The following is an 18,721-nucleotide window of genomic DNA, read 5'->3' as shown; positions in this document are numbered from 1 at the left end:
CACACATAAGGATAATGAGATGATCTATACCGCTCCCGGCCAGGCAGGCGCCCTGGTCAGCTTCAAGTCCCGTTACGACAACTTCATCGGTGGCGACTGGGTGGCTCCCCGCGCCGGGCGCTATTTCGAGAACATCTCACCCGTGGATGGCCGGGTGTTCTGCGAGGTGGCCCGCTCCGATGCCGCCGACATCGATCTCGCGCTGGATGCCGCCCACAAGGCGTTTGCCAGCTGGAGCAAGACCAGCGTCACCGAGCGCAGCAACCTGCTGCTGCGCATCGCCGATCGCATCGAGCAAAACATCGAGCGGCTCGCGGTCGCCGAGACCTGGGAGAATGGCAAGGCGGTGCGCGAGACCCTGGCCGCCGACTTGCCCCTGGTGGTGGATCACTTCCGCTACTTCGCCGGCTGCATCCGCGCCCAGGAGGGCTCGGCCGCCGAGCTGGATCAGAACACCGTCAGCTACCACTTCAAGGAGCCCATCGGGGTGGTCGGCCAGATCATCCCCTGGAACTTCCCGCTGCTGATGGCGGCCTGGAAGCTGGCACCCGTGCTGGCGGCTGGCTGTTGCAGCGTGCTCAAGCCCGCCGAGCAGACCCCGGTCACCATCATGCTGCTGATGGATCTCATCAAGGACATATTGCCCCCCGGCGTGGTCAACGTGGTCAACGGCTTTGGCAACGAGGCCGGCCAGGCGCTCGCCACCAGCGATCGGATCCAGAAGCTCGCCTTCACAGGTTCTACCGAAATCGGCGCCCATATACTGCGCTGCGCCGCCGAGAAGCTGATCCCCTCCACCGTGGAGCTGGGGGGCAAGTCCCCCAACATCTACTTCGCCGACGTGATGCAACACGAGAGCCAGTACATCGACAAGGCGGTGGAGGGCATGCTGATGACCTTCTTCAATCAGGGTGAGGTGTGCACCTGCCCCTCCCGCGCCCTGGTGCAGGAGAGCATCTACGACGACTTCATGGATCGGGTGCTGGCCCGCGCCCGCACAATCGTGCAGGGCAACCCCCTCGACACCACCACCCAGGTCGGGGCCCAGGTCTCCCGCGAGCAGTACGACAAGATCCTGAGCTACATGGAGATAGGTCGCGGCGAGGGGGCCAGGATGCTGATCGGCGGCAATGCCGCCAGGGTGAGCGGGCTGGAGGGGGGCTTCTACATCCAGCCCACCATCTTCCACGGCCAGAACAAGATGCGGGTATTCCAGGAGGAGATCTTCGGGCCGGCGCTCGGGGTCACCACCTTCAAGAACGAGGCGGACGCCCTGGCTATTGCCAACGACACCCAGTACGGCTTGGGAGCCGGTCTGTGGACCCGGGACAGCAACCTTGCATGGCGCATGGGGCGCGGCATCCAGGCCGGCCGGGTCTGGATCAACTGCTACCACGCCTACCCGGCCCACGCGGCGTTCGGCGGTTACAAAAAGTCGGGGATCGGCCGCGAGACCCACAAGATGATGCTGGATCACTACCAGAACACCAAGAACCTGCTGATAAGCCACGACATCAACCCCCTCGGCTTCTTCTGATCAGAAGCACGATCGAGACAGAACCAGAGGGCGCCCATAAGGCGCCCTCTTTTTATCCACCTATCGGCCGCTTAGTTGCCGGGCTGGGCCAGCTGCTGGCGATAGCGCTGGGGGGAGCATCCCAGTTCCCGATTGAACATGGCGATGAAGGCGGAGGTGGAGCCATAACCGAGCCGCCAGCCTATCTCCTGAATAGGCAGCTCCCCCTTGAGCCAGGCCAGCGCCTTGAGCAGCCGCAGCCGGGCCCGCCACTGACCGAAGTTCATGCCGAGCTCCCGCACGCAGCGCCGGGCCAGGGTGCGCTCGGTGCTGTGCAACTGCTCGGCCCACTGGGCCAGGGTGCGGGGATCGGCGGGATCACTGCGCAGGGCCGCCAGCATGGGGGCCAGCAGCTTGTCCTGACTCATGGGCAGGTAGCTCTCCTGGCAGCGGGTGTGGGCGAGCTTCTCCACCAGCAGCTCGGCCTGACGCATGTCCCACTCGTCCTGCATGTGGCCGAGCCGTCGCTCACAAAAATCCGTCAGCAGGGCGCGGATGAGCGGCGTCATCTCCAGCAGCCTGGGCTCGGCGGGCAGTCTGGCGGCCAGGGCGTTGCTGACATAGATGGAGGTGTAGTCCAGCGCCTGCTGGTTGTAGGAGGCGTGCTCCAGATGGGCGGGCACCCAGATGAGGTAATCCGCCGGCGCCACCAGCCGCTGCTCGTCCAGCACGATTTCCATCACCCCCAGGCTTATCATGCTGAACTGACCCCAGGGGTGGCTGTGGGGGGCGCAGGCGCTGTCGGCCTGGATCTGCTGATAACGCAGGTAGAGCGGATTGGGCTCCGGCAGTTCGAGATCCCTGGGGTGATAGTGATGCGCCATCTTGAGTTGCCTGTGCTGTGTGAGAAACATGCCCTGCCCCGCAGAGGCCCCTGACAGAGACCGGGGCCTGGGTTGTCCTTTCTGCGGGATAGATTGTCAGTTTTACGTTACTTCACATGAGAAAGACAGGGGTAGACTAGCAACCTGACATTAAAGGAGTCTTCCATGCGTCTCTTCTCCCCCCTCCTGTTTCCCCTGCTGGCGGTGCTTATCTGGGCCACCAACACCGTCGTCTCCAAGGCGGCGGCCGGCGTGGTGGATCCCGCCGCCATCTCGTTCTACCGTTGGGTGCTCGCCGCCCTGGCCCTGTCGCCGTTCTGCCTGCCCCAGCTGTGGCGTCGCCGCGCCGAGTTTCGCCCCTGGCTCGGCAAGCTGCTGGTGCTCTCCCTGCTCGGCATGGTGCTCTATCAGTGCCTCGCCTACTACGCCGCCCACAGCACCTCGGCCACCAACATGGGGGTCATCGGCTCACTGCTGCCACTGCTGACCCTGCTGATCGGGGCCTGCTTCTTCGGCCAGAAGCCCGGCAAGCAGGCGCTGGCGGGCATGAGCGTGTCGTTGTTCGGGGTGTTCTGGCTGCTGAGCCAGGGCCAGCCGCTGGCACTCTTGCACAACGGCATCAACCCGGGGGACGGCATGATGCTGCTGGGGGCGGCCAGCTATGCGCTCTATGGCCTCTTGATCCGCCGCTGGCAGCTGCCGTTCGGCCCCTGGCTCAACCTCTATGTGCAGATCCTGCTGGCGGTGCTGCTGCTCATCCCGGTCGCCCTCAGCGCAGACTCCCTCGCAGTGCCGCAGGAAGGCTGGAGCATGGTGCTGTTCGCTGGGCTCGCCTCCTCTCTCTTGGCGGCCTACAGCTGGATGCGCGGCCTCGCCAGTCTCGGGGCCGAGCGCACCTCGGTGTTCATGAACCTGATCCCGCTGTTTACGGCGCTGATCGCGGTCATCAGCCTGGGGGAGCCCATCCACGGCTATCACCTGCTCGGCGGCGGCCTCATCCTCGGCGGCGTCATGTGCTCCCAGCTCAAGGGGAGACGACGTACCCCACTACTGGAAGAGGCCTAGGCAGCGAAACACGCAGGCATTCCTGTAAAAATCGACAGCCTATGCTGCAAAAAACGCACTAAAACAACGAGGGAGCCCAGGCTCCCTCGTTGTTTTGACTTCTATTGCCGCGACTCGTTTTCGCCGTATTCCTAGCTTGCACGGCGCCAGTGATAACGGCGCTCCGGCCGGCCGCGCTGGCCGTAGTTGAGATCCACGTCCAGCTTGTCTTCGGACTCCAGAAACTCCAGATAGCGGCGCGCCGTGGTACGGCTCAGGGACAGGCGCAGCGCCACCGTATCGGTGGAAAAGGCCGTGTCCGGCTCCCCGGCCAGCAGCTCTAGCACCTGGCGCAAGGTAATGGCGTCTATGCCCTTGGGGGTGTCGCGGATCTCCCTCGGCTGGATGCGGCCCTTGCCCATCAGCCGGTCGAGATCGCTCTGCTCCAGCAGACCGCGCTCGCACAGGCGGCGGTGCAGGGTCAGGATCTCGTCCAGACTCTGCTGGATGCGAAACAACCGCAGCGGCTTGATGATGTAATCCTGCACCCCCAGGTTCAGGGCCTGCTGTATGGTCTCCACGTCGCAGGAGGCGGTGACCATCACCACGAACACCTCACGGTTGTGGTTGCGCAGCCGGTTGACCCACTCCAGCCCGGAGCCATCGGGCAGGGAGATGTCCACCACCAGCAGTTGGGGTTCGGTGGCACGCAGCATGAGATCTGCCTGGGCCAGGCTCTCGGCCCGCCCCAGCAGAGAGTAACCCGGGGTCGAGGAAACCAGCTCGGCCAAGATGGCACCGATCCGCTCGTCGTCCTCGATAATAAGGGTGAAAAGTGGCTTCATGGCTCACACCAATTGGTTTTTATTCAAATAGATACCGAACAGTGTCGTCTGCTCGGCGGTGCGTCGCCATTCTATCACACCCCCACGACGGGCCACGGTCTTCTTGACCAGAAAGAGACCTACGCCATGATCTCCGGTCTGACGGCTGATACCGTAATCGAACAGGTGATCCGCCAGCGCCTCGTCCACCCCCACACCACTGTCCTCCACCTCGATCACCAGCCGTCGGCCGAAATCATCGACGGAGAGCAACACCCTAGGGGGGCAATGCTCGCGATTAGCCCAGGCGGCGCGCAGGCCGTTGTCCAGCAGGTTGCCGATGCAGGTGATGAGATCCGCCGACACCTCGGCCGGGTACTCCCCGAGCGCCGAGCCGGGATCCAGCACCAGTTCGACCCCGAGCTCCCGCGCCCGGCTGAACTTGCCGAGGATGAGCCCGGCCACCGGCTTGTTCTCGATGGAGCGCAGCAAGTCCTGCAGCATGGTCTGGCAGGCCTCGTTCTCCTGCTGGATGAGCTCCACCGCCTGATCCACGTGGCCGAGCTGCAGCAGACCGGAGAGGCTGCCCAGCTTGTTGGCAAACTCGTGGGTCTGGATGCGCAGCATCTCGGCATACTGACGCAGGTGGGTCACCTGCATGCCGAGGCTGCCGGTGCCATCCGGCCGGCTGAAGATCAGCATCCGGCCCGGCTCCCGGCCGCTGAGTTCCTGCCAGTGGCCGACGAAGGCCTCCCCCTGCACGGTGAAGTTCACCCCGCCCTGCTGATCCAGAGCAGGCAGCAGGCTCGGGGCCAGCTCGGCCAGGGATTGCCCCAGCAGGGCGTGGCGGCCGGTGCCCGGCAGCCGCAACTGGTAGAAGGCCGCGCTGTTGAGCATCTTGATGCGATGGTTGCCATCGAGGGCCACTATCCCCTCCGAGATGCCCTCCAACACCAGATCCTGCTGGGCGAAGCGATTGACTATGGTCTCCGGCTCCAGATCCAGCAGGGTGCGTTTCAGCCGGTGCTGCAGCCAGAACGCCAGCAACAGGCCGCAGCCCAGCACGGCGCCGATGGCGCTGATGAGCAGGGCGATTCGCTCCAGATAGGTACCCTCCACCGCCTTCATCAGGTAACCCACCGCCACCGCGCCTATGGCGCGTCCATCGGCGCCGATCACCGGCGAGAAGCAGCGAATGGCCGGCCCGAGCGTGCCCTCGTCCTTGGAGCAGTAGCTGCGCAGCTCCTGGATCGCCGGCCAGATGTCGTCGCCGCGGAAGATCTGGCCCACCAGCTCGGGGGAAGGGTGGCTGAGGCGGCGGGCGTGCTCGTCCGTCACCACCATGTAGGCGGCGTCGGTGCGCTTGCAGATCCCCTGCACATAGTCCCGCAGACCCGGATCCTCGCCCTGCTGCAGGGCCTGCACCACCCGGGTATCCGCCGCCAGCACCCGCGCCAGATCGCTGCCCTTCTCCTGCAGGTTGCTCTCCAGCAGGTGGCGGATGAAGAGGGCGAGCAAGCCGCCGAGGATCAGGATCAGCAGCAGCGACATGCCGAGGGAGAGGGTGACCAGTTGATGGCGCAGTTTCATCTAATAACCTTGCAGACTCAGGGGACGGACCAATAGTGCGGGCGCCACCAGGTCTGGTCAATGAGCGGGGCGGGATCGCCGGCAAAATCCGCCAAGCCTTCGTCGCGAGCACAGAGCGCCACCGCCCTCGCCACGGCGCGGGCCACCTCCCCCACCTGCTCGATGGGAGGCAGCAGCCGCCCCTCGGCCAGGGGATAGGCCCCCACCGCCCGCACCGCCGCCAGCAACATGCCATCGCTGATGCGGCGCGCCTTGACCGCGCAGGCACCGAGGCCGATGCCGGGGAAGACGTAGACGTTGTTGCACTGGGAGACCACCCGCGCCTCCCCCGCCACCGCCACCGGCGGGAAGGGGCTGCCGGTGGCGAGCAGGGCGCGCCCGCCCGTGGCCTGCCACACCTCGGCCGGGGTCGCCTCGGCGCTGCGGGTCGGGTTGGAGAGCGGCAGGATCACCGGTCGCTCGCACGCGGCCCCCATGGCCGTCAGCACCTCGTTGTTGAAGAGGCCGCCCTGGCCGCTCACCCCGATCAGCACCCCGGGGCGCTGGCGCGAAATCAGCGCGGGCAGCTCGGCGCAGGCCTCCTCCGCCGAGCGGGCGAAGGGCTGCTGGGACGGTGTCAGGTTGGCGCGATCCCGGCACACTAGGCCGTCCTGATCGAACAGCCAGATCTGCTCCGGGCTGCCCGCCAGCTGGGCCAGCATGGCGGCGATGCCGCAGCCCGCCGAGCCCGCGCCGACGATCAGCACTGGGGTATCGGCAAGCTGACTGCCCGCCTGCTGCAAGCCCGCCAGCACGCAGGCCGACGCCACCGCCGCCGTGCCCTGGATGTCGTCGTTGAACATGCACAGCTCGTCCCGGTAGCGAGCCAGGAGGTTGGCGGCATGCTTGCCGGCGAAGTCCTCGAACTGCAACACCACCTGGGGCCAGCGCCGGCGAATGGCTGCCACCACCAAGTCCATGAAGTGGTAATAGGGCTCCCCATCCACCCGGGGCGCCTGCCAGCCGAGGTAGGAATCATCTTCCAAGAGCTCCGGGTTGTTGGTGCCCACGTCCACGCACAGGGGCAGGGTGCGGGCCGGGTTGATGCCGCCGGCGGCGGAGTAGAGCGCCAGCTTGCCGATGCAGATCCCCATGCCGCCGATGCCGAGATCGCCGAGCCCCAGCACCCGCTCCCCGTCGGAGATGACGATGACATCCACCTCCTGCTCCACGGCGGCGAAGATGTCGTCCAGATCGTCCCTGTCGTGCCAGGAGAGGTAGAGGCCGTGGCTGCGCAGGTAGAGATCGCTGTGGCGCTGGCAGGCCTCCCCCACTACGGGGGTGTAGATGATCGGCAGCAGCTCAGGCAGGTGGTGGCGCACCAGATCGTAAAACAGCACCGGATTGTCTTCCTGCAGTTGGCGCAGCAGCAGATGCTGATCGAAGGGGCTCTGCATGGCAGACACCAGCCGATAGATGCGGCGGCGCTGCTGGGAGAGGGATTCCTCCTTGTGGGGCATGCGCCCCATCAGGCCCTGACGCTTGCGTTCGGCATAGGGCAGACTGGTGCCCATCATCATGTCGTTCATGTTCGATTCCTTATGCCAGCAGCGAGATGAGCAGGGTGGCCAGGATCAACATCACGGCCCCCCCGAGACGGGACGAGATCTGGGCGAACGGCATCAGCTTCATGCGCTGGGCCGCCGACAGCACCGCCACGTCGCCGGTGCCCCCCATGTTGGCCATGCACAGGCCGCCGGTGATGGCCGCCTCGATGGGATAAAACCCTATCATGCGCCCGACGATGGCCGCCCCCAGGGCGCCGCCCACGACAGTGGTCAGCACCATGATGAAGTAGTTGACCGAGAAGGCGCCGATGAGCTCGGGGATGCTGGTGTAGGCGACCCCGATCCCCACCAGCAGGGAGGGGGTGAGGTTGCCGACCACGAACTGATACCAGTCGGCGGCGGCCTGCTCGTAGCGACGGGGCAACACGCCGCTCACCTTGATGATGGCGACCGCCAGTATCATCAGGGCGAAGGGGTGCATGGGGATGAAGTTGCCGAGCAGGGAGCCCAGCACGAACATGCTGGAGCTGATGAAGAGGCCGAGGCCCAGGCTCTCCAGGGTCGGAGCCTGGACCTGTTCGTCGGCCACCCGCGCGTCACTCTCGTTGATCATCAGCTTGCCGTTGCCGGTCAGGGAGGGGTAACGGCGGCCGAGGCGGGCCAGCATGGTGCCTACCAGGATGGCCAGGGTGTTGGCGATCACCACGGCGGGCACCATGCGTGACAGCAAGTCGGCGCTGGACATCTGCAAGGGGCCGGAGAGGATCTCCACCAGCGGCACGGCGCCAGCCCCCATGCCACCGCCCATGATGGGCAGGCCGATGAGTAGCACCGCATTCTTGAAGCCGTAGCCCAGCAGAGTACCCACCAGACCGACGCTGAGCAGCGCCAGCGCCACCCCGCCCAGGATCACCGGCAGGTAGCGCATGGCGGCATTCTTGAGCAAAGAGCCGCTCATGCCGAACACAGAGCCGGTCACCAGGCTGGCGATGAAGAAGTTGAGGAAGCCCCCTTCCTTCATGAAGCCGGTGATGACCTGACCCGCCTCGGCCGGCAGGATCCGGTATTCAAACAGGGCGGCGCCGCCGAAGATGGCGAGTATGGTGCCGCCCCCCAGGTATTCGCGGATAGGGGGGATGCGCTCGCCGAGTTCGGTCAGCAGGGTGCCGAGCACGAACATCAGCGCCAGGGCACCGACCATGCCGAGGGGCAGGGAGCCGTTCCAGCCCGAAAACAGCACGCAGGTGGCGAGTCCGAGGAAGATCATCATGGGCATGCCGGCAATCTGTTGGTCGCTCCAGGCGGCCTTGACTTGTACTTGGGGGGTAGAGAGGTTTTTCATTGTTATGCTCCAACTTGTGGTGTGGCGCCACTCTACTGATCCCCCCCGTCGCTGTCGGTTAGCGACCTTGCAAAGCCATATAAAAACATTGAAACCTTAAGCACCATTCCCAGGTGGCGCCTGGCCTGGCCGGGAGCCATCCCAGGTCTCTTTCCTGCTCGTGCCGGGGTCCATTTGCGCATCCCCCACCCAGAAACCTGAACGTGAGCTGTATCACAGTATTTACTTAGCCTGCGAAATACATATAATGCTTAGCAGGCTAAGTAAATGGAGCGTCCGTCATGGGAAAAGATCTGGAAATGCTGCGGGAGTTGTCGCTCGCCGAGCGCCTTGGGCGACTGCACCGGCTGTGGCGCACCGTGGCCGATCTCGAACTCGCCCCCCTTGGCCTGACCCACCCGCGCTGGACGGCGCTGTGGAAGCTCAGCCAGCTCGGCGGCCACCTCAGCCAGAAGACCCTGGCCGAGGCGCTCGAGATTGAGCTGCCCTCCCTGATGCGCACCTTGGGCCAGCTGGAAGAGCAGGCCCTGATCGAGCGCCACTGCTGCAGCCAGGACAAGCGGGCCCGCATCGTCACCCTGACCGAGGCCGGCAAGGCGCTGCTCGATCAGATCGAGGATCGCATCATAGGGGTACGTCGGGAGCTGCTCGCCGGCATCAGCCAGCAAGAGCTGACACAATTTGAAGACATAGTGCACCGCATCAGCGCCAACGCCCTTGGCAAGATCGGCGCCCAGCACAAAGAGAGAGAATAAGATGACCCCGGATCAACAATTCAAGCGCTGGATCAAGTGGGCCATTGCATGCTTCGTCCTGGTGTTCGGCTACTTCCTGCTAGCCGATCTCAAGATGCCGCTCACCCCGCAAGCCATGGCGACCCGGGTCGTCACCAAGATGGCCCCCCAGGTCAGCGGCAAGGTGGTCTCGGTCGCGGTGGACAACAACCAGCACGTCAAGCAGGGGGATCTGCTGTTCACGCTGGATCCCGTCCCCTTCGAGCTCGCGGTCGAACAGGCTCGCCTCGCCCTGGCCCAGGCGGAGCAGCAGAACCACCAGCTCGATGCGACCTTGAGTGCCTCCCTCGCCGAATATAGCGCGCTGCAGACCCTGAGTGCCCAGAAACAGCGGGAAGCGGCGCGTATCGATGCGCTCTATGGCCGTCATATGGTCTCCGAGCAGCAGAAAGACGATGCGGACAGCGCCGCTCGCACCGCCCACGCCAACCTGCTGGCAAGCCAGGCCCGCATGGAGCAGACCAAAGTCACCCGGGGGCTGCCCGGCGACGACAACCTGCTGCTGCGCCAGGCCCGCAACCGCCTCGCCCAGGCCGAGTTGAACCTCACCTACAGCCAGGTCCACGCGAGCCAGGATGGCATCATCACCAACCTGCAACTCAAGCCCGGTAGCGTCGCCACGGCGGGGGCTCCCCTGCTGGCGCTGGTGTCGGAGCAGGTGGACGTGATCGCCGATTTTCGCGAGAAGAGCCTGCGTCATGTCAGCACAGGTAGCCGCGCCCTGATCGCCTTCGACGGCGAGCCCGGCCGCCTCTACCCTGCCCGCGTCGCCAGCCTGGATGCCGGGGTCAGCGCCGGCCAGTTCGATGCCAACGGCCTGCTGGCCAACCCCATCGAATCGGATCGCTGGGTGCGCGATGCCCAGCGCCTGCGCCTGCATCTGGCGCTCGAGCAGTTGCCCGAGCATCTGCCGGCCGGGGCCCGTGCCACCGTCCAGCTGTTGCCGGACAACGCCCTGAGCGCCCTGTTTGCCCGCGGCCAGATCCGCCTGCTCAGCCTGCTGCACTACATCTACTGAGATGACGACCATGAACCTGTGGCACAGGCCCCTCACCGCCAACGAGCTGCGCCAGTGTCTGCGCATCGCCTTCGGCTGCACGCTTGGCTTCCTGCTGTGCAAGACCTTCGGCTGGAGCAACGGGGTCTTCTTCACCGTGACCCCGGTGCTGCTGCTCGGCATGATCCCGGTGATGAACGGCCATGCCGCCCGCCAGCTCATCGCGTCCGCCGTGATGTGCGGGCTGGAGGTGGGCCTGCTGGGAGGCCTGTTCGGCGGCCACCCCGGGCTGATGCTGCCCATCGTCTTCCTGCTGTTTCTCTATCGCTTCGCCGCCATGTCCCGTGGCAGCCTGTTCCTGTTCGGCGCCAACGGGGTGCTGAGCCTCAGCATCATGCTGCACTTCGCCAGCTACCCGCAGACGGATCTGAACGATCTCATCTTCAGCAACATCTGGGCCAGCGTGCTGTCGGTGCTGATCGCCTACCTGATGACGGCCCTGATCCCGGACGTGGAGGAGCGGCCCAAGCCCGCCGCCTCCCCCAAGGCGCCGCACCGGATGCGCCACGAGGCGCTGCTCGGTGCCAGCATCGCCACCCTGTCGTTTCTGGTGTTCCAGCTGTTCGACCTGCGCGACTCCATGTCCGCCCAGGCCACCACCCTGCTGGTGCTCTTCCCCATGCACTGGGACGGGGCGCTGAGTTATGCCCGCAAGCGGGCCATGGGCACCCTGCTGGGGGTGAGCTTCGGCATCCTCGGCCAGCTGGTGCTCTACGACTGGTCCGGCTTGCTGCTGCTCGTCACCCCGCTGCTCTGGCTCGGCGCCATGCTGTTCAGCTATGCCCACGTGAAGGAGGCCAGCGGATCCGGGGTCGGTTTCGGCGCCCTCACCACCCTCGGCATCCTGTTTGGCCAGTACCTGACCCCGGGCAACGATCTGGTGTTCAGCGCACTCTATCGGGTGAGCAGCATACTGTTTGCCATCGTCGCCACCCTGCTGGCCTGCTATCTCATCCACCGTCTGCTCAACCGCTTCGAGGCGACACGCTTCGGTTATTGAACCCTTTTCCAATAGCAAAGGATCTGCTGCCTTTTCGCCCCGCCATCTTTGCGGGGCGTTTTTTTGTCCGCCAGCCGCGGCCACCCGACGGACGCATCCCGACGCAGTGGTGCCCCGGGGGCATTGCGCCAAGGCTTCAAGCTGTTAGGCTCAAGGCCATATGACACCAATGGAGGATCCAACATGAAACAGGCCAAGCTCTCTCTACTGGCGATGGGCACCCTGACCCTGCTCAGTGGCTGCGATCTGGGGGCCGGCAAGCTGGGGGTGACTGGCGGCGACCCTATCACCTACCTCTGTGAGCAGAACAAGAAGGTACAGGTGCGCTACTTCGCCCTCTCGGACGACAGCCTGAACTTCATCAAGCTGGCCCTGCCCGATGGCAAGGACTACACCCTGCCCCAGGCGGTCTCCGCCTCCGGCGCCCGCTATACCGACGATCACGAGGTGGTCTGGTGGAACAAGGGGAAGGAGGGTTTCGTGGAGATGCGGGATCAGGAGGGCGAGTGGCAGAGCCTCTACAACGACTGCAAAGAGCAGTGATCGGCAGACTGCTGCGCCGCCCTTTCCCCTAAACGAAACACCCCGGCCAGGCCGGGGTGTTTGTTATTGAAAAGGCCCGGAGGGGCTTTCTTGCACGCCCGATGGCTCAGGCACGCTTGTCGGTGACCACCAGCCAGAGCGCATGCACCATGCCGGGCAGACCGCCGAGCAGGGTCAGCACTATGTTGATAAAGAAATGGAGGCTCAACCCCACCTGGATAAAGGCGCACACGGGGGGCAGGAAGATGGCCAGCAGGATCTTGAGCAGATTGTTCATCTCGTCTCTCCTCGTCAAAGATGTGTCAGGGTTGGGCTAACCATAAACAGCCTTGGCTTCAACTGCAAACCAGACAGGGGATAAGTTCTCCATTATTTCGCCAGGCCTTGAGATCGTGGATCAGCTGATTGCTGCTGCCGCGCCACAACAAACCGGGATCCGCCAGCCCCTTCTCGAACTTGCCATCCACCAGCACATCCAGCAAGGCCACCAGCTCGCGCTGGGCCAGGCTGAGCTCGCTGAGCAGATAACCGGTCCAGCACCAGATGTCTTTGCCAGGGCACTCGGCTCGCACCCGTTTCACCAGCGCCAGCACATGGGGGACGTTGGCGGGGTGCAGCGGATCGCCGCCCGACAGCGACAGACCCCGCCGTTTGATGCGCACGTCGTTGAGATCGCTGATGATGCGATCGCTCATAACCTCATCGAACGGCTTGCCCCCGTCGAGCCGCCAGGTGCTCTGGTTGTAGCAACCGGGGCACTGGTGCTCGCAGCCCGATACGAACAGGGTGGCCCGAGTGCCGGGGCCATTGATCACATCGACCGGGTAGTACTGGTGGTAGTGCATCTCGTCTCTCCTCAACCCATCGCGGGCCGGGTTCGCCAATAAAAATGGCTCCCTCATCATCGGGAGCCATCTCGTCGCTCAGCCGCCCGGCTTACATATGTTTGACCCGGCGCTTGACCTCTTCCTGCTTGCCCGCGTTGAAGGGGCGCGCATCCGGGCTGCCGAGGTAACCGCACACCCGACGGGTCACCGACACCTTGGCCGGATCGTGGTTGCCGCAGCGGGGGCAGGTGAAGCCCTTGGAGGTGCACTCGAACTCGCCGGTAAAGCCGCAGTCGTAGCACTCGTCGATGGGGGTGTTGGTGCCGTAGTAGGGCACCTTGTCATAGCTGTAGTCCCAGACGTTCTCCAGCGCCTCCAGGTTGTGCTGGATGTTGGGGTATTCGCCGTAGCAGATGAAGCCACCACTGGCGATGGGCGGATAGGGCGCCTCGAAGTCCAGCTTGTCATAAGGGTTCACCTGCTTCTCCACGTCGAGGTGGAAGCTGTTGGTGTAGTAACCCTTGTCGGTCACTCCGGCCACCACGCCAAACTCCTTGGCGTCGATGCGGCAGAAGCGGGTGCAGAGGTTCTCGCTCGGGGTGGAATAGAGGCTGAAACCGTAGCCGGTCTCCTCCCGCCAGGCGTCGGTGGCCGCCTTGAGGCGGGCGATGATCTCGATGGCCTTCTCGCGCAGCACGGCGCTGTCGAACAGATGAGTCTTTGCACCGAACAGGGCGTTGATGGTCTCGTGCACCCCGATATAGCCAAGGGAAATGGAGGCGCGGCCGTGTTTGAAGATCTCGCTGACGTTATCGTCGGCTTTCAAACGCACCCCGCAGGCCCCTTCCATGTAGAGGATGGGGGCGACCCGCGCCTTGACGCCGTCGAGCCGCTCGATGCGATACATGAGCGCCGTCTTGGCGACCGCCAGCGCGGCATCCAGCTTGTCCCAGAAGTCCGCCTCGTCCCTGGATTTCAAGGCGATGCGCGGCAGGTTGAGACTCACCACCCCGATGTTGTTGCGCCCCTCGTGGACGAGCTCGCCATTCTCCTCGTAGGCACCGAGGAAGGAGCGGCAGCCCATGGGGGTCTTGAAGGAGCCGGTCACCTTGACCACCTGGTCGTAGTTGAGGATGTCCGGGTACATGCGCTTGGAGGCACACTCCAGCGCCAGCTGCTTGATGTCGTAGTTCGGATCCCCGACCTTGTGGTTGAGGCCATCACGGATGGCGAACACCAGTTTCGGGAACACGGCGGTCTTGCGATTCTTGCCAAGGCCGGCGATGCGGTTGCCGAGGATGGCGCGCTGGATCAGGCGAGACTCCCAGCTTTTCCCCAGACCGAAGCCAAAGGTGACGAAGGGCGTCTGGCCGTTGGCGGTGTGCAGGGTGTTCACCTCGTATTCCAGCGACTGGAAGGCGTCGTGACACTCCTTCTCGGTGCGGGCCATGGCATAGGCGTCCACGTCCGCGATGCCCCACTCCTCGGCCACTTCCTTGTGTTTCTGCCAGCTGATGGTCACATAGGGTGCCAGCACCTCGTCGATGCGGTTGATGGTGGTGCCGCCATAGATGTGGCTCGCCACCTGGGCGATGATCTGGGCGGTCACCGCGGTGGCGGTGCTGATGGATTTCGGGGTGTCGATCTCCGCATTGCCCATCTTGAAGCCGTGGGTCAGCATGCCCTGCAAGTCGATCAGCATGCAGTTGAACATGGGGAAGAAGGGGGAGTAGTCGAGATCGTGGAAATGCAGATCGCCGCTCTCATGGGCCTGCACCACGTCACGGGGCAGCATGTGGCTGGTGGCGTAGTGCTTGGCGACGATGCCGGCCAGCAGGTCGCGCTGGGTCGGTATCACCTTGGAGTCCTTGTTGGCGTTCTCGTTGAGCAGGGCAGCGTTGGTCTGCTCCACCAGGCCGCGAATTTCCTGGGCCAGGCGGCCACGGGCCTCGCGGGCCTGATCCCGGTCGTGACGATACTCGATGTAGGCACGGGCGATGGCCTTGTCGTCGGACGCCATCAGATGGTTCTCGACCCGGTTCTGGATCTCGTGGATGTCCACCTCACCGCGCCCTTCCAGCTCCTGGCTGACGGCGGCGGCAACCCGCTCCCCCAGCGTCGGATTGGCCTGGCCGACCGCCGCTGCCGCTCGGCCCACCGCCTCGGCAATCAGCTGGGCATTGAATGGTGCGCGACATCCATCACGTTTGATCACAACCGGTTTCATGCGTTTTCCCCGTTTTAAAGGCCAGGCTATCGCCCTCGGCTTACCCTTGTTTAGTCCCCTCCTCCACGCCCAGTCCCCGGCGCAAATAAATTCAGCCGAGGCTTGACAAGCCTGGGCTGACGGTGAGAAGGAAACAGCTTATACACAGCTTAACAACACAATATATGGGTGTTTTTTATGAATGCGCCCCTATATGTGGTGTCTATTAGGCACCAAAGCGATACCGCATTTCTTGATCCAGAACAGGTTTTAAGAGGAGTGGAGCAGTTCACGACCAGTCAAAAAAACGCCCTTTCGGGGCGATCCCAGACGGGGTGCGGGCTAGCGTCCGATCGGGGCCTTGACCTCACAGCCTTGTCATCCGACAGCAATTGACCAAGGCAGGTTTGGCACAAAACACACATAATGGGGGCAGTCTTCCGCCAACGGGGAATGAATGTGACCAAGGTGTGGCTACTGCTAATACTTCTGCTGCCTCTCCCGCTCTGGGCCGCCCAGATCCTGGTGATCAGCAGCTATCATCCCGCCAATCTGTGGGATCAGAGCTATAGCGCCAGCCTGAAGGAGCACCTCAAGGGAGATCACCAGCTCAGCTACTTCTACATGGACACCAAGCGTCAGCCCAGCCAGGAGCTGGCCCGGATCGCCGAACGGGCGATGGACACCTATCGGCAGCTCAAACCGGATCTGGTGGTGCTCGGCGACGACAATGCCATCAACGCCCTGGCCCGCCGGATCGCGGCCCAGGGCACCCCCGTGGTGTTCCTCGGCATGAACGAGAATCCCCGCCACAAGGGGCTGGTCGGTCACCCCAACATCACCGGCGTGCTGGAACGACCGCTGCTCAAACGCAACATCAGCGAGATGAGCCAGCTGATGGGCGGGCTCGACAAGGCGCTGGTGCTGTTCGATAAAAGCGAGGTCTCGCGCACCGCCATCGAAGATGAATTCAACAGCAGCACGGATCAACGGGTGGGCCATACCCTGGTCAGCAACCAGCAGATCGATGACTACAAACGCTGGCAAGAGATAGTGCTCACCAGCCGGGAGCGCGGCTACGGGGCGCTCTTCATCGGTCTGTATCACACCCTGGTAGACGAGCAGGGGGCCCATGTGAGCGAGCAGCAGGTGATCGAATGGACCAACCAGCACAGCCCGGTCCCGCTGTTCTCCTTCTGGGAATTCTCGGTCGGCAAAGGCAGGGCCATCGGCGGCCTGGTGCTCAACGGCCACGCACAGGGGGAGAAGGCGGCGGAGCTGGTCAATACCATACTGGCGGGCACCACCCCCGGCGCCCTGTCACCCCGCGCCGCCCTGCGCGGTGAATACGTGTTCAGCCGGGACGAGCTGGCCCGCTGGCAACTCGAGGTGCCGCCGAAGTGGCAGACGAAGATCCAATGGCACAACTGAGCCCTGAAAACGACAAACCCGGCCATGAGCCGGGTTTGTTTTTGGTGCTATCCACCCCCATCAGGGCTGGATTGCCGCCTGCAACTGCTCTTCGGTCCAGATGGTAATCCCCAGCTCCTGGGCCTTGGCCAACTTGGAGCCGGCCGCCTCACCCGCCACCAGCACATCTGTCTTGGCGGAGACGGATCCCGCCACCTTGGCACCGAGCGCCTGCAGTGCCGCCTTGGCATCGTTGCGCGACAGCTGGGTGAGGGTGCCGGTCAACACGAAGGTCTTGCCGGCAAAGGGCTGCTCGGCGGCCTCTTTCTTCTCGATGGCCGGCCAGTGGATGCCAGCGGCCAGCAGTGCCTCCAGTACCTCGACGTTGTGAGGCTGGCGCAGGAAGTAGTAGACGTGCTTGGCCACCACATCCCCCACATCCGCCACCGCCAGCAGCTGCTCGACGCTGGCGGCGCGAAGGGCATCCAGGGTCAGGAAGTGGTTCGCGAGGTTGAGTGCGGTCGCCTCCCCCACTTCGCGAATGCCCAGTGCAAACAGGAAGCGCGGCAAGGTGGTGCTGCGCGCCGCATCGATGGCGGCCACCAGATTGAGGGCGGACTTTGGCCCCATCCGCTCGAGCCCCGCCAGCTGGATGGCGGTTAAGCGGAACAGATCTGCCGGCGTCTTCACCAGCCCCTTGTCCACCAGCTGCTCCACTATCTTGTCGCCGAGGCCGTCCACGTCCATGGCGCGGCGGGCGGCGAAGTGCTTGATCGCCTCCTTGCGCTGGGCCTCGCAGAACAGGCCGCCGGAGCAGCGGGTCACGACTTCCCCCTCCAGCCGCTCCAGGGCGGAGCCGCACACCGGGCACTGACTGGGGAACAGGATCTCGCGGGCGTCAGCCGGGCGCTTGGCCTCCACCACGGCGACTATCTGGGGGATCACGTCCCCCGCCCGGCGCACGATCACGGTATCGCCGATCATGACCCCGAGGCGTTCAATTTCATCGGCGTTGTGCATAGTGGCGTTGGAGACGGTGACACCGCCGACGAACACGGGTTTGAGCTTGGCCACCGGGGTCACGGCACCGGTGCGGCCGACCTGAAACTCCACGTTCTCCAGCAGAGTCATCTCTTCCTCTGCCGGGAACTTGTGGGCGGTGGCCCAACGCGGGGCCCGTGCCACGAAGCCGAGCTCCAGCTGCAGCGCTATGTCGTCCACCTTGTAGACAACGCCGTCGATCTCGTAGGGCAGCTCGGCGCGGCGGGCCAGGATGTCGTCGTGGAAGGCCTGGCAACCGGCGGCGCCCTCCTTGAGTTTCACCTCGGGGCTCAGCGGCAGGCCCCACTCTTTCAGCTGCTTCAGACGGCCGAAGTGGGAATTCCCCAGCTCATCGCCGCCGATCCCGACCCCGTAGGCATAGAAGCTCAGGGGGCGGCTGGCGGTGATGCGGGAATCGAGCTGGCGCAGGCTGCCCGCCGCGGCGTTGCGCGGGTTGACGAACACCTTCTCGCCGGCGGCCAGGGCTTTGGCATTCATCGCCTCGAAACCGGCCTTGGGCATGAATACCTCCCCTCTCACTTCCAGCCGGGCAGGCCAGCCGCTGCCACGCAGGACGAGCGGGATGGCCTTGATGGTGCGCACGTTCTCGGTGATCTCCTCACCGCTGGCGCCATCCCCCCGGGTGGCGGCCTGCACCAGCTGACCATCCACATAGAGCAGGCTGACCGCGAGGCCGTCTAGCTTGGGCTCGCAACAGAACTGGAAGCTTATCTCGCGCTTGAGGCGATCGCCCATGCGCTGCTCGAACGCCAGCAACTCCTCGGCGCTGAACACGTTGTCCAGGCTCAGCATGGGGATCTCGTGGCGCACCTGCTTGAAGGCCGACAGCGGCTGGCCACCGACCCGCACGCTGGGGGAGGTCGGGCTCTTCAGCTCGGGGTGCTCGGCCTCCAGCGCGATCAGCTCGCGCATCAGGCGATCGTATTCGGCGTCCGGTACAGTGGGATTGTCCAGCACGTAGTACTGGTGACCGTAGTCGGTCAGTAGTTCACACAGTTGACGGTGGCGGGAGAGGATGTCGCTCATGGAGAAGTCTCGGACTGTGATTGAAATAAGAAGGTAGCCATACAAACAA

The 18,721-nt window shown here is 64.3% G+C and carries 16 protein-coding genes; 7 read left to right on the top strand and 9 right to left on the bottom strand.

Annotated elements, in window-relative coordinates:
• Positions 1 to 19: 19 nt before the first annotated feature.
• On the top strand, positions 20 to 1,537 hold the full coding sequence (exaC, locus tag BN1124_RS04830; protein WP_042639686.1) for an acetaldehyde dehydrogenase ExaC: 1,518 nt from the start codon (positions 20 to 22) through the stop codon (positions 1,535 to 1,537).
• Between the two features lie 71 nt (positions 1,538 to 1,608).
• On the opposite strand, the gene BN1124_RS04825 is transcribed toward exaC, so the two are convergent.
• Entirely contained in the window at positions 1,609 to 2,400 is a 792-nt protein-coding gene (locus BN1124_RS04825; protein ID WP_042639684.1) for an AraC family transcriptional regulator, read from the bottom strand.
• Positions 2,401 to 2,565: 165 nt separating this feature from the next.
• Here BN1124_RS04825 and BN1124_RS04820 point away from each other — a divergent pair, with 165 nt between their 5' ends.
• Entirely contained in the window at positions 2,566 to 3,465 is a 900-nt protein-coding gene (locus BN1124_RS04820) for a DMT family transporter (protein WP_042639682.1), read from the top strand.
• A 131-nt stretch (positions 3,466 to 3,596) separates the two neighbouring features.
• Here the strand turns inward: BN1124_RS04820 and BN1124_RS04815 are convergent, their stop codons facing one another.
• Genes BN1124_RS04815 through BN1124_RS04800 form a run of 4 tightly spaced genes read right to left on the bottom strand, consistent with a single transcriptional unit; the run spans position 3,597 to position 8,747 of the window.
• A complete protein-coding gene (locus BN1124_RS04815) occupies positions 3,597 to 4,289 on the bottom strand; it encodes a response regulator (RefSeq protein WP_042639680.1) in 693 nt (230 codons plus the stop codon).
• A gap of 3 nt (positions 4,290 to 4,292) precedes the next feature.
• Positions 4,293 to 5,858, bottom strand: a complete 1,566-nt coding sequence (locus tag BN1124_RS04810; protein WP_042639678.1) for an ATP-binding protein — start codon at positions 5,856 to 5,858, stop codon at positions 4,293 to 4,295.
• Between the two features lie 17 nt (positions 5,859 to 5,875).
• The gene (locus tag BN1124_RS04805) at positions 5,876 to 7,426 is read right to left on the bottom strand and encodes an NAD-dependent malic enzyme (protein ID WP_042639676.1); all 1,551 of its coding nucleotides are present in this window, start codon (positions 7,424 to 7,426) and stop codon (positions 5,876 to 5,878) included.
• 10 nt (positions 7,427 to 7,436) lie between these two features.
• The gene (locus tag BN1124_RS04800) at positions 7,437 to 8,747 is read right to left on the bottom strand and encodes a 2-hydroxycarboxylate transporter family protein (RefSeq protein WP_042639674.1); all 1,311 of its coding nucleotides are present in this window, start codon (positions 8,745 to 8,747) and stop codon (positions 7,437 to 7,439) included.
• A gap of 281 nt (positions 8,748 to 9,028) precedes the next feature.
• On the opposite strand from BN1124_RS04800, the gene slyA reads away from it, so the two are divergent.
• The 4 genes from slyA to BN1124_RS04780 all read left to right on the top strand — a co-directional run bounded on the left by slyA (position 9,029) and on the right by BN1124_RS04780 (position 12,141).
• A complete protein-coding gene (slyA, locus tag BN1124_RS04795; protein WP_042639672.1) occupies positions 9,029 to 9,502 on the top strand; it encodes a transcriptional regulator SlyA in 474 nt (157 codons plus the stop codon).
• 1 nt (position 9,503) lies between these two features.
• Positions 9,504 to 10,559 carry an HlyD family secretion protein gene (locus BN1124_RS04790; RefSeq protein ID WP_042639670.1) on the top strand — a complete coding sequence of 352 codons (1,056 nt, stop codon included), beginning with the start codon at positions 9,504 to 9,506 and terminating at the stop codon, positions 10,557 to 10,559.
• A gap of 10 nt (positions 10,560 to 10,569) precedes the next feature.
• Entirely contained in the window at positions 10,570 to 11,598 is a 1,029-nt protein-coding gene (locus tag BN1124_RS04785; protein WP_042639668.1) for a DUF2955 domain-containing protein, read from the top strand.
• 183 nt (positions 11,599 to 11,781) lie between these two features.
• Positions 11,782 to 12,141, top strand: coding sequence for an MliC family protein (locus BN1124_RS04780; RefSeq protein WP_042639666.1), 360 nt, complete (start codon positions 11,782 to 11,784; stop codon positions 12,139 to 12,141).
• 106 nt (positions 12,142 to 12,247) lie between these two features.
• Here BN1124_RS04780 and BN1124_RS20665 read toward each other — a convergent pair whose 3' ends face one another.
• The 3 genes from BN1124_RS20665 to nrdD all read right to left on the bottom strand — a co-directional run bounded on the left by BN1124_RS20665 (position 12,248) and on the right by nrdD (position 15,195).
• Positions 12,248 to 12,418, bottom strand: coding sequence for a YqaE/Pmp3 family membrane protein (locus BN1124_RS20665; protein WP_033128704.1), 171 nt, complete (start codon positions 12,416 to 12,418; stop codon positions 12,248 to 12,250).
• Between the two features lie 58 nt (positions 12,419 to 12,476).
• Positions 12,477 to 12,986 (bottom strand): anaerobic ribonucleoside-triphosphate reductase-activating protein, encoded by a 510-nt coding sequence (nrdG, locus tag BN1124_RS04770; protein ID WP_042639663.1) that lies wholly within the window; start codon positions 12,984 to 12,986, stop codon positions 12,477 to 12,479.
• A 91-nt stretch (positions 12,987 to 13,077) separates the two neighbouring features.
• On the bottom strand, positions 13,078 to 15,195 hold the full coding sequence (gene nrdD, locus BN1124_RS04765; protein ID WP_042639661.1) for an anaerobic ribonucleoside-triphosphate reductase: 2,118 nt from the start codon (positions 15,193 to 15,195) through the stop codon (positions 13,078 to 13,080).
• 405 nt (positions 15,196 to 15,600) lie between these two features.
• Between nrdD and BN1124_RS04760 the strand changes: the two genes are divergently transcribed.
• Positions 15,601 to 16,605 carry an ABC transporter substrate-binding protein gene (locus BN1124_RS04760; protein ID WP_042639659.1) on the top strand — a complete coding sequence of 335 codons (1,005 nt, stop codon included), beginning with the start codon at positions 15,601 to 15,603 and terminating at the stop codon, positions 16,603 to 16,605.
• A 60-nt stretch (positions 16,606 to 16,665) separates the two neighbouring features.
• On the opposite strand, the gene ligA is transcribed toward BN1124_RS04760, so the two are convergent.
• Entirely contained in the window at positions 16,666 to 18,672 is a 2,007-nt protein-coding gene (gene ligA, locus BN1124_RS04755; RefSeq protein WP_042639657.1) for an NAD-dependent DNA ligase LigA, read from the bottom strand.
• Between the last annotated feature and the right edge of the window lie 49 nt (positions 18,673 to 18,721).

The organism is Aeromonas eucrenophila, assembly GCF_000819865.1.
GTDB classification, from domain to species: Bacteria; Pseudomonadota; Gammaproteobacteria; order Enterobacterales; family Aeromonadaceae; genus Aeromonas; species Aeromonas eucrenophila.
This window is presented reverse-complemented; position numbering and strand designations above follow the sequence as displayed.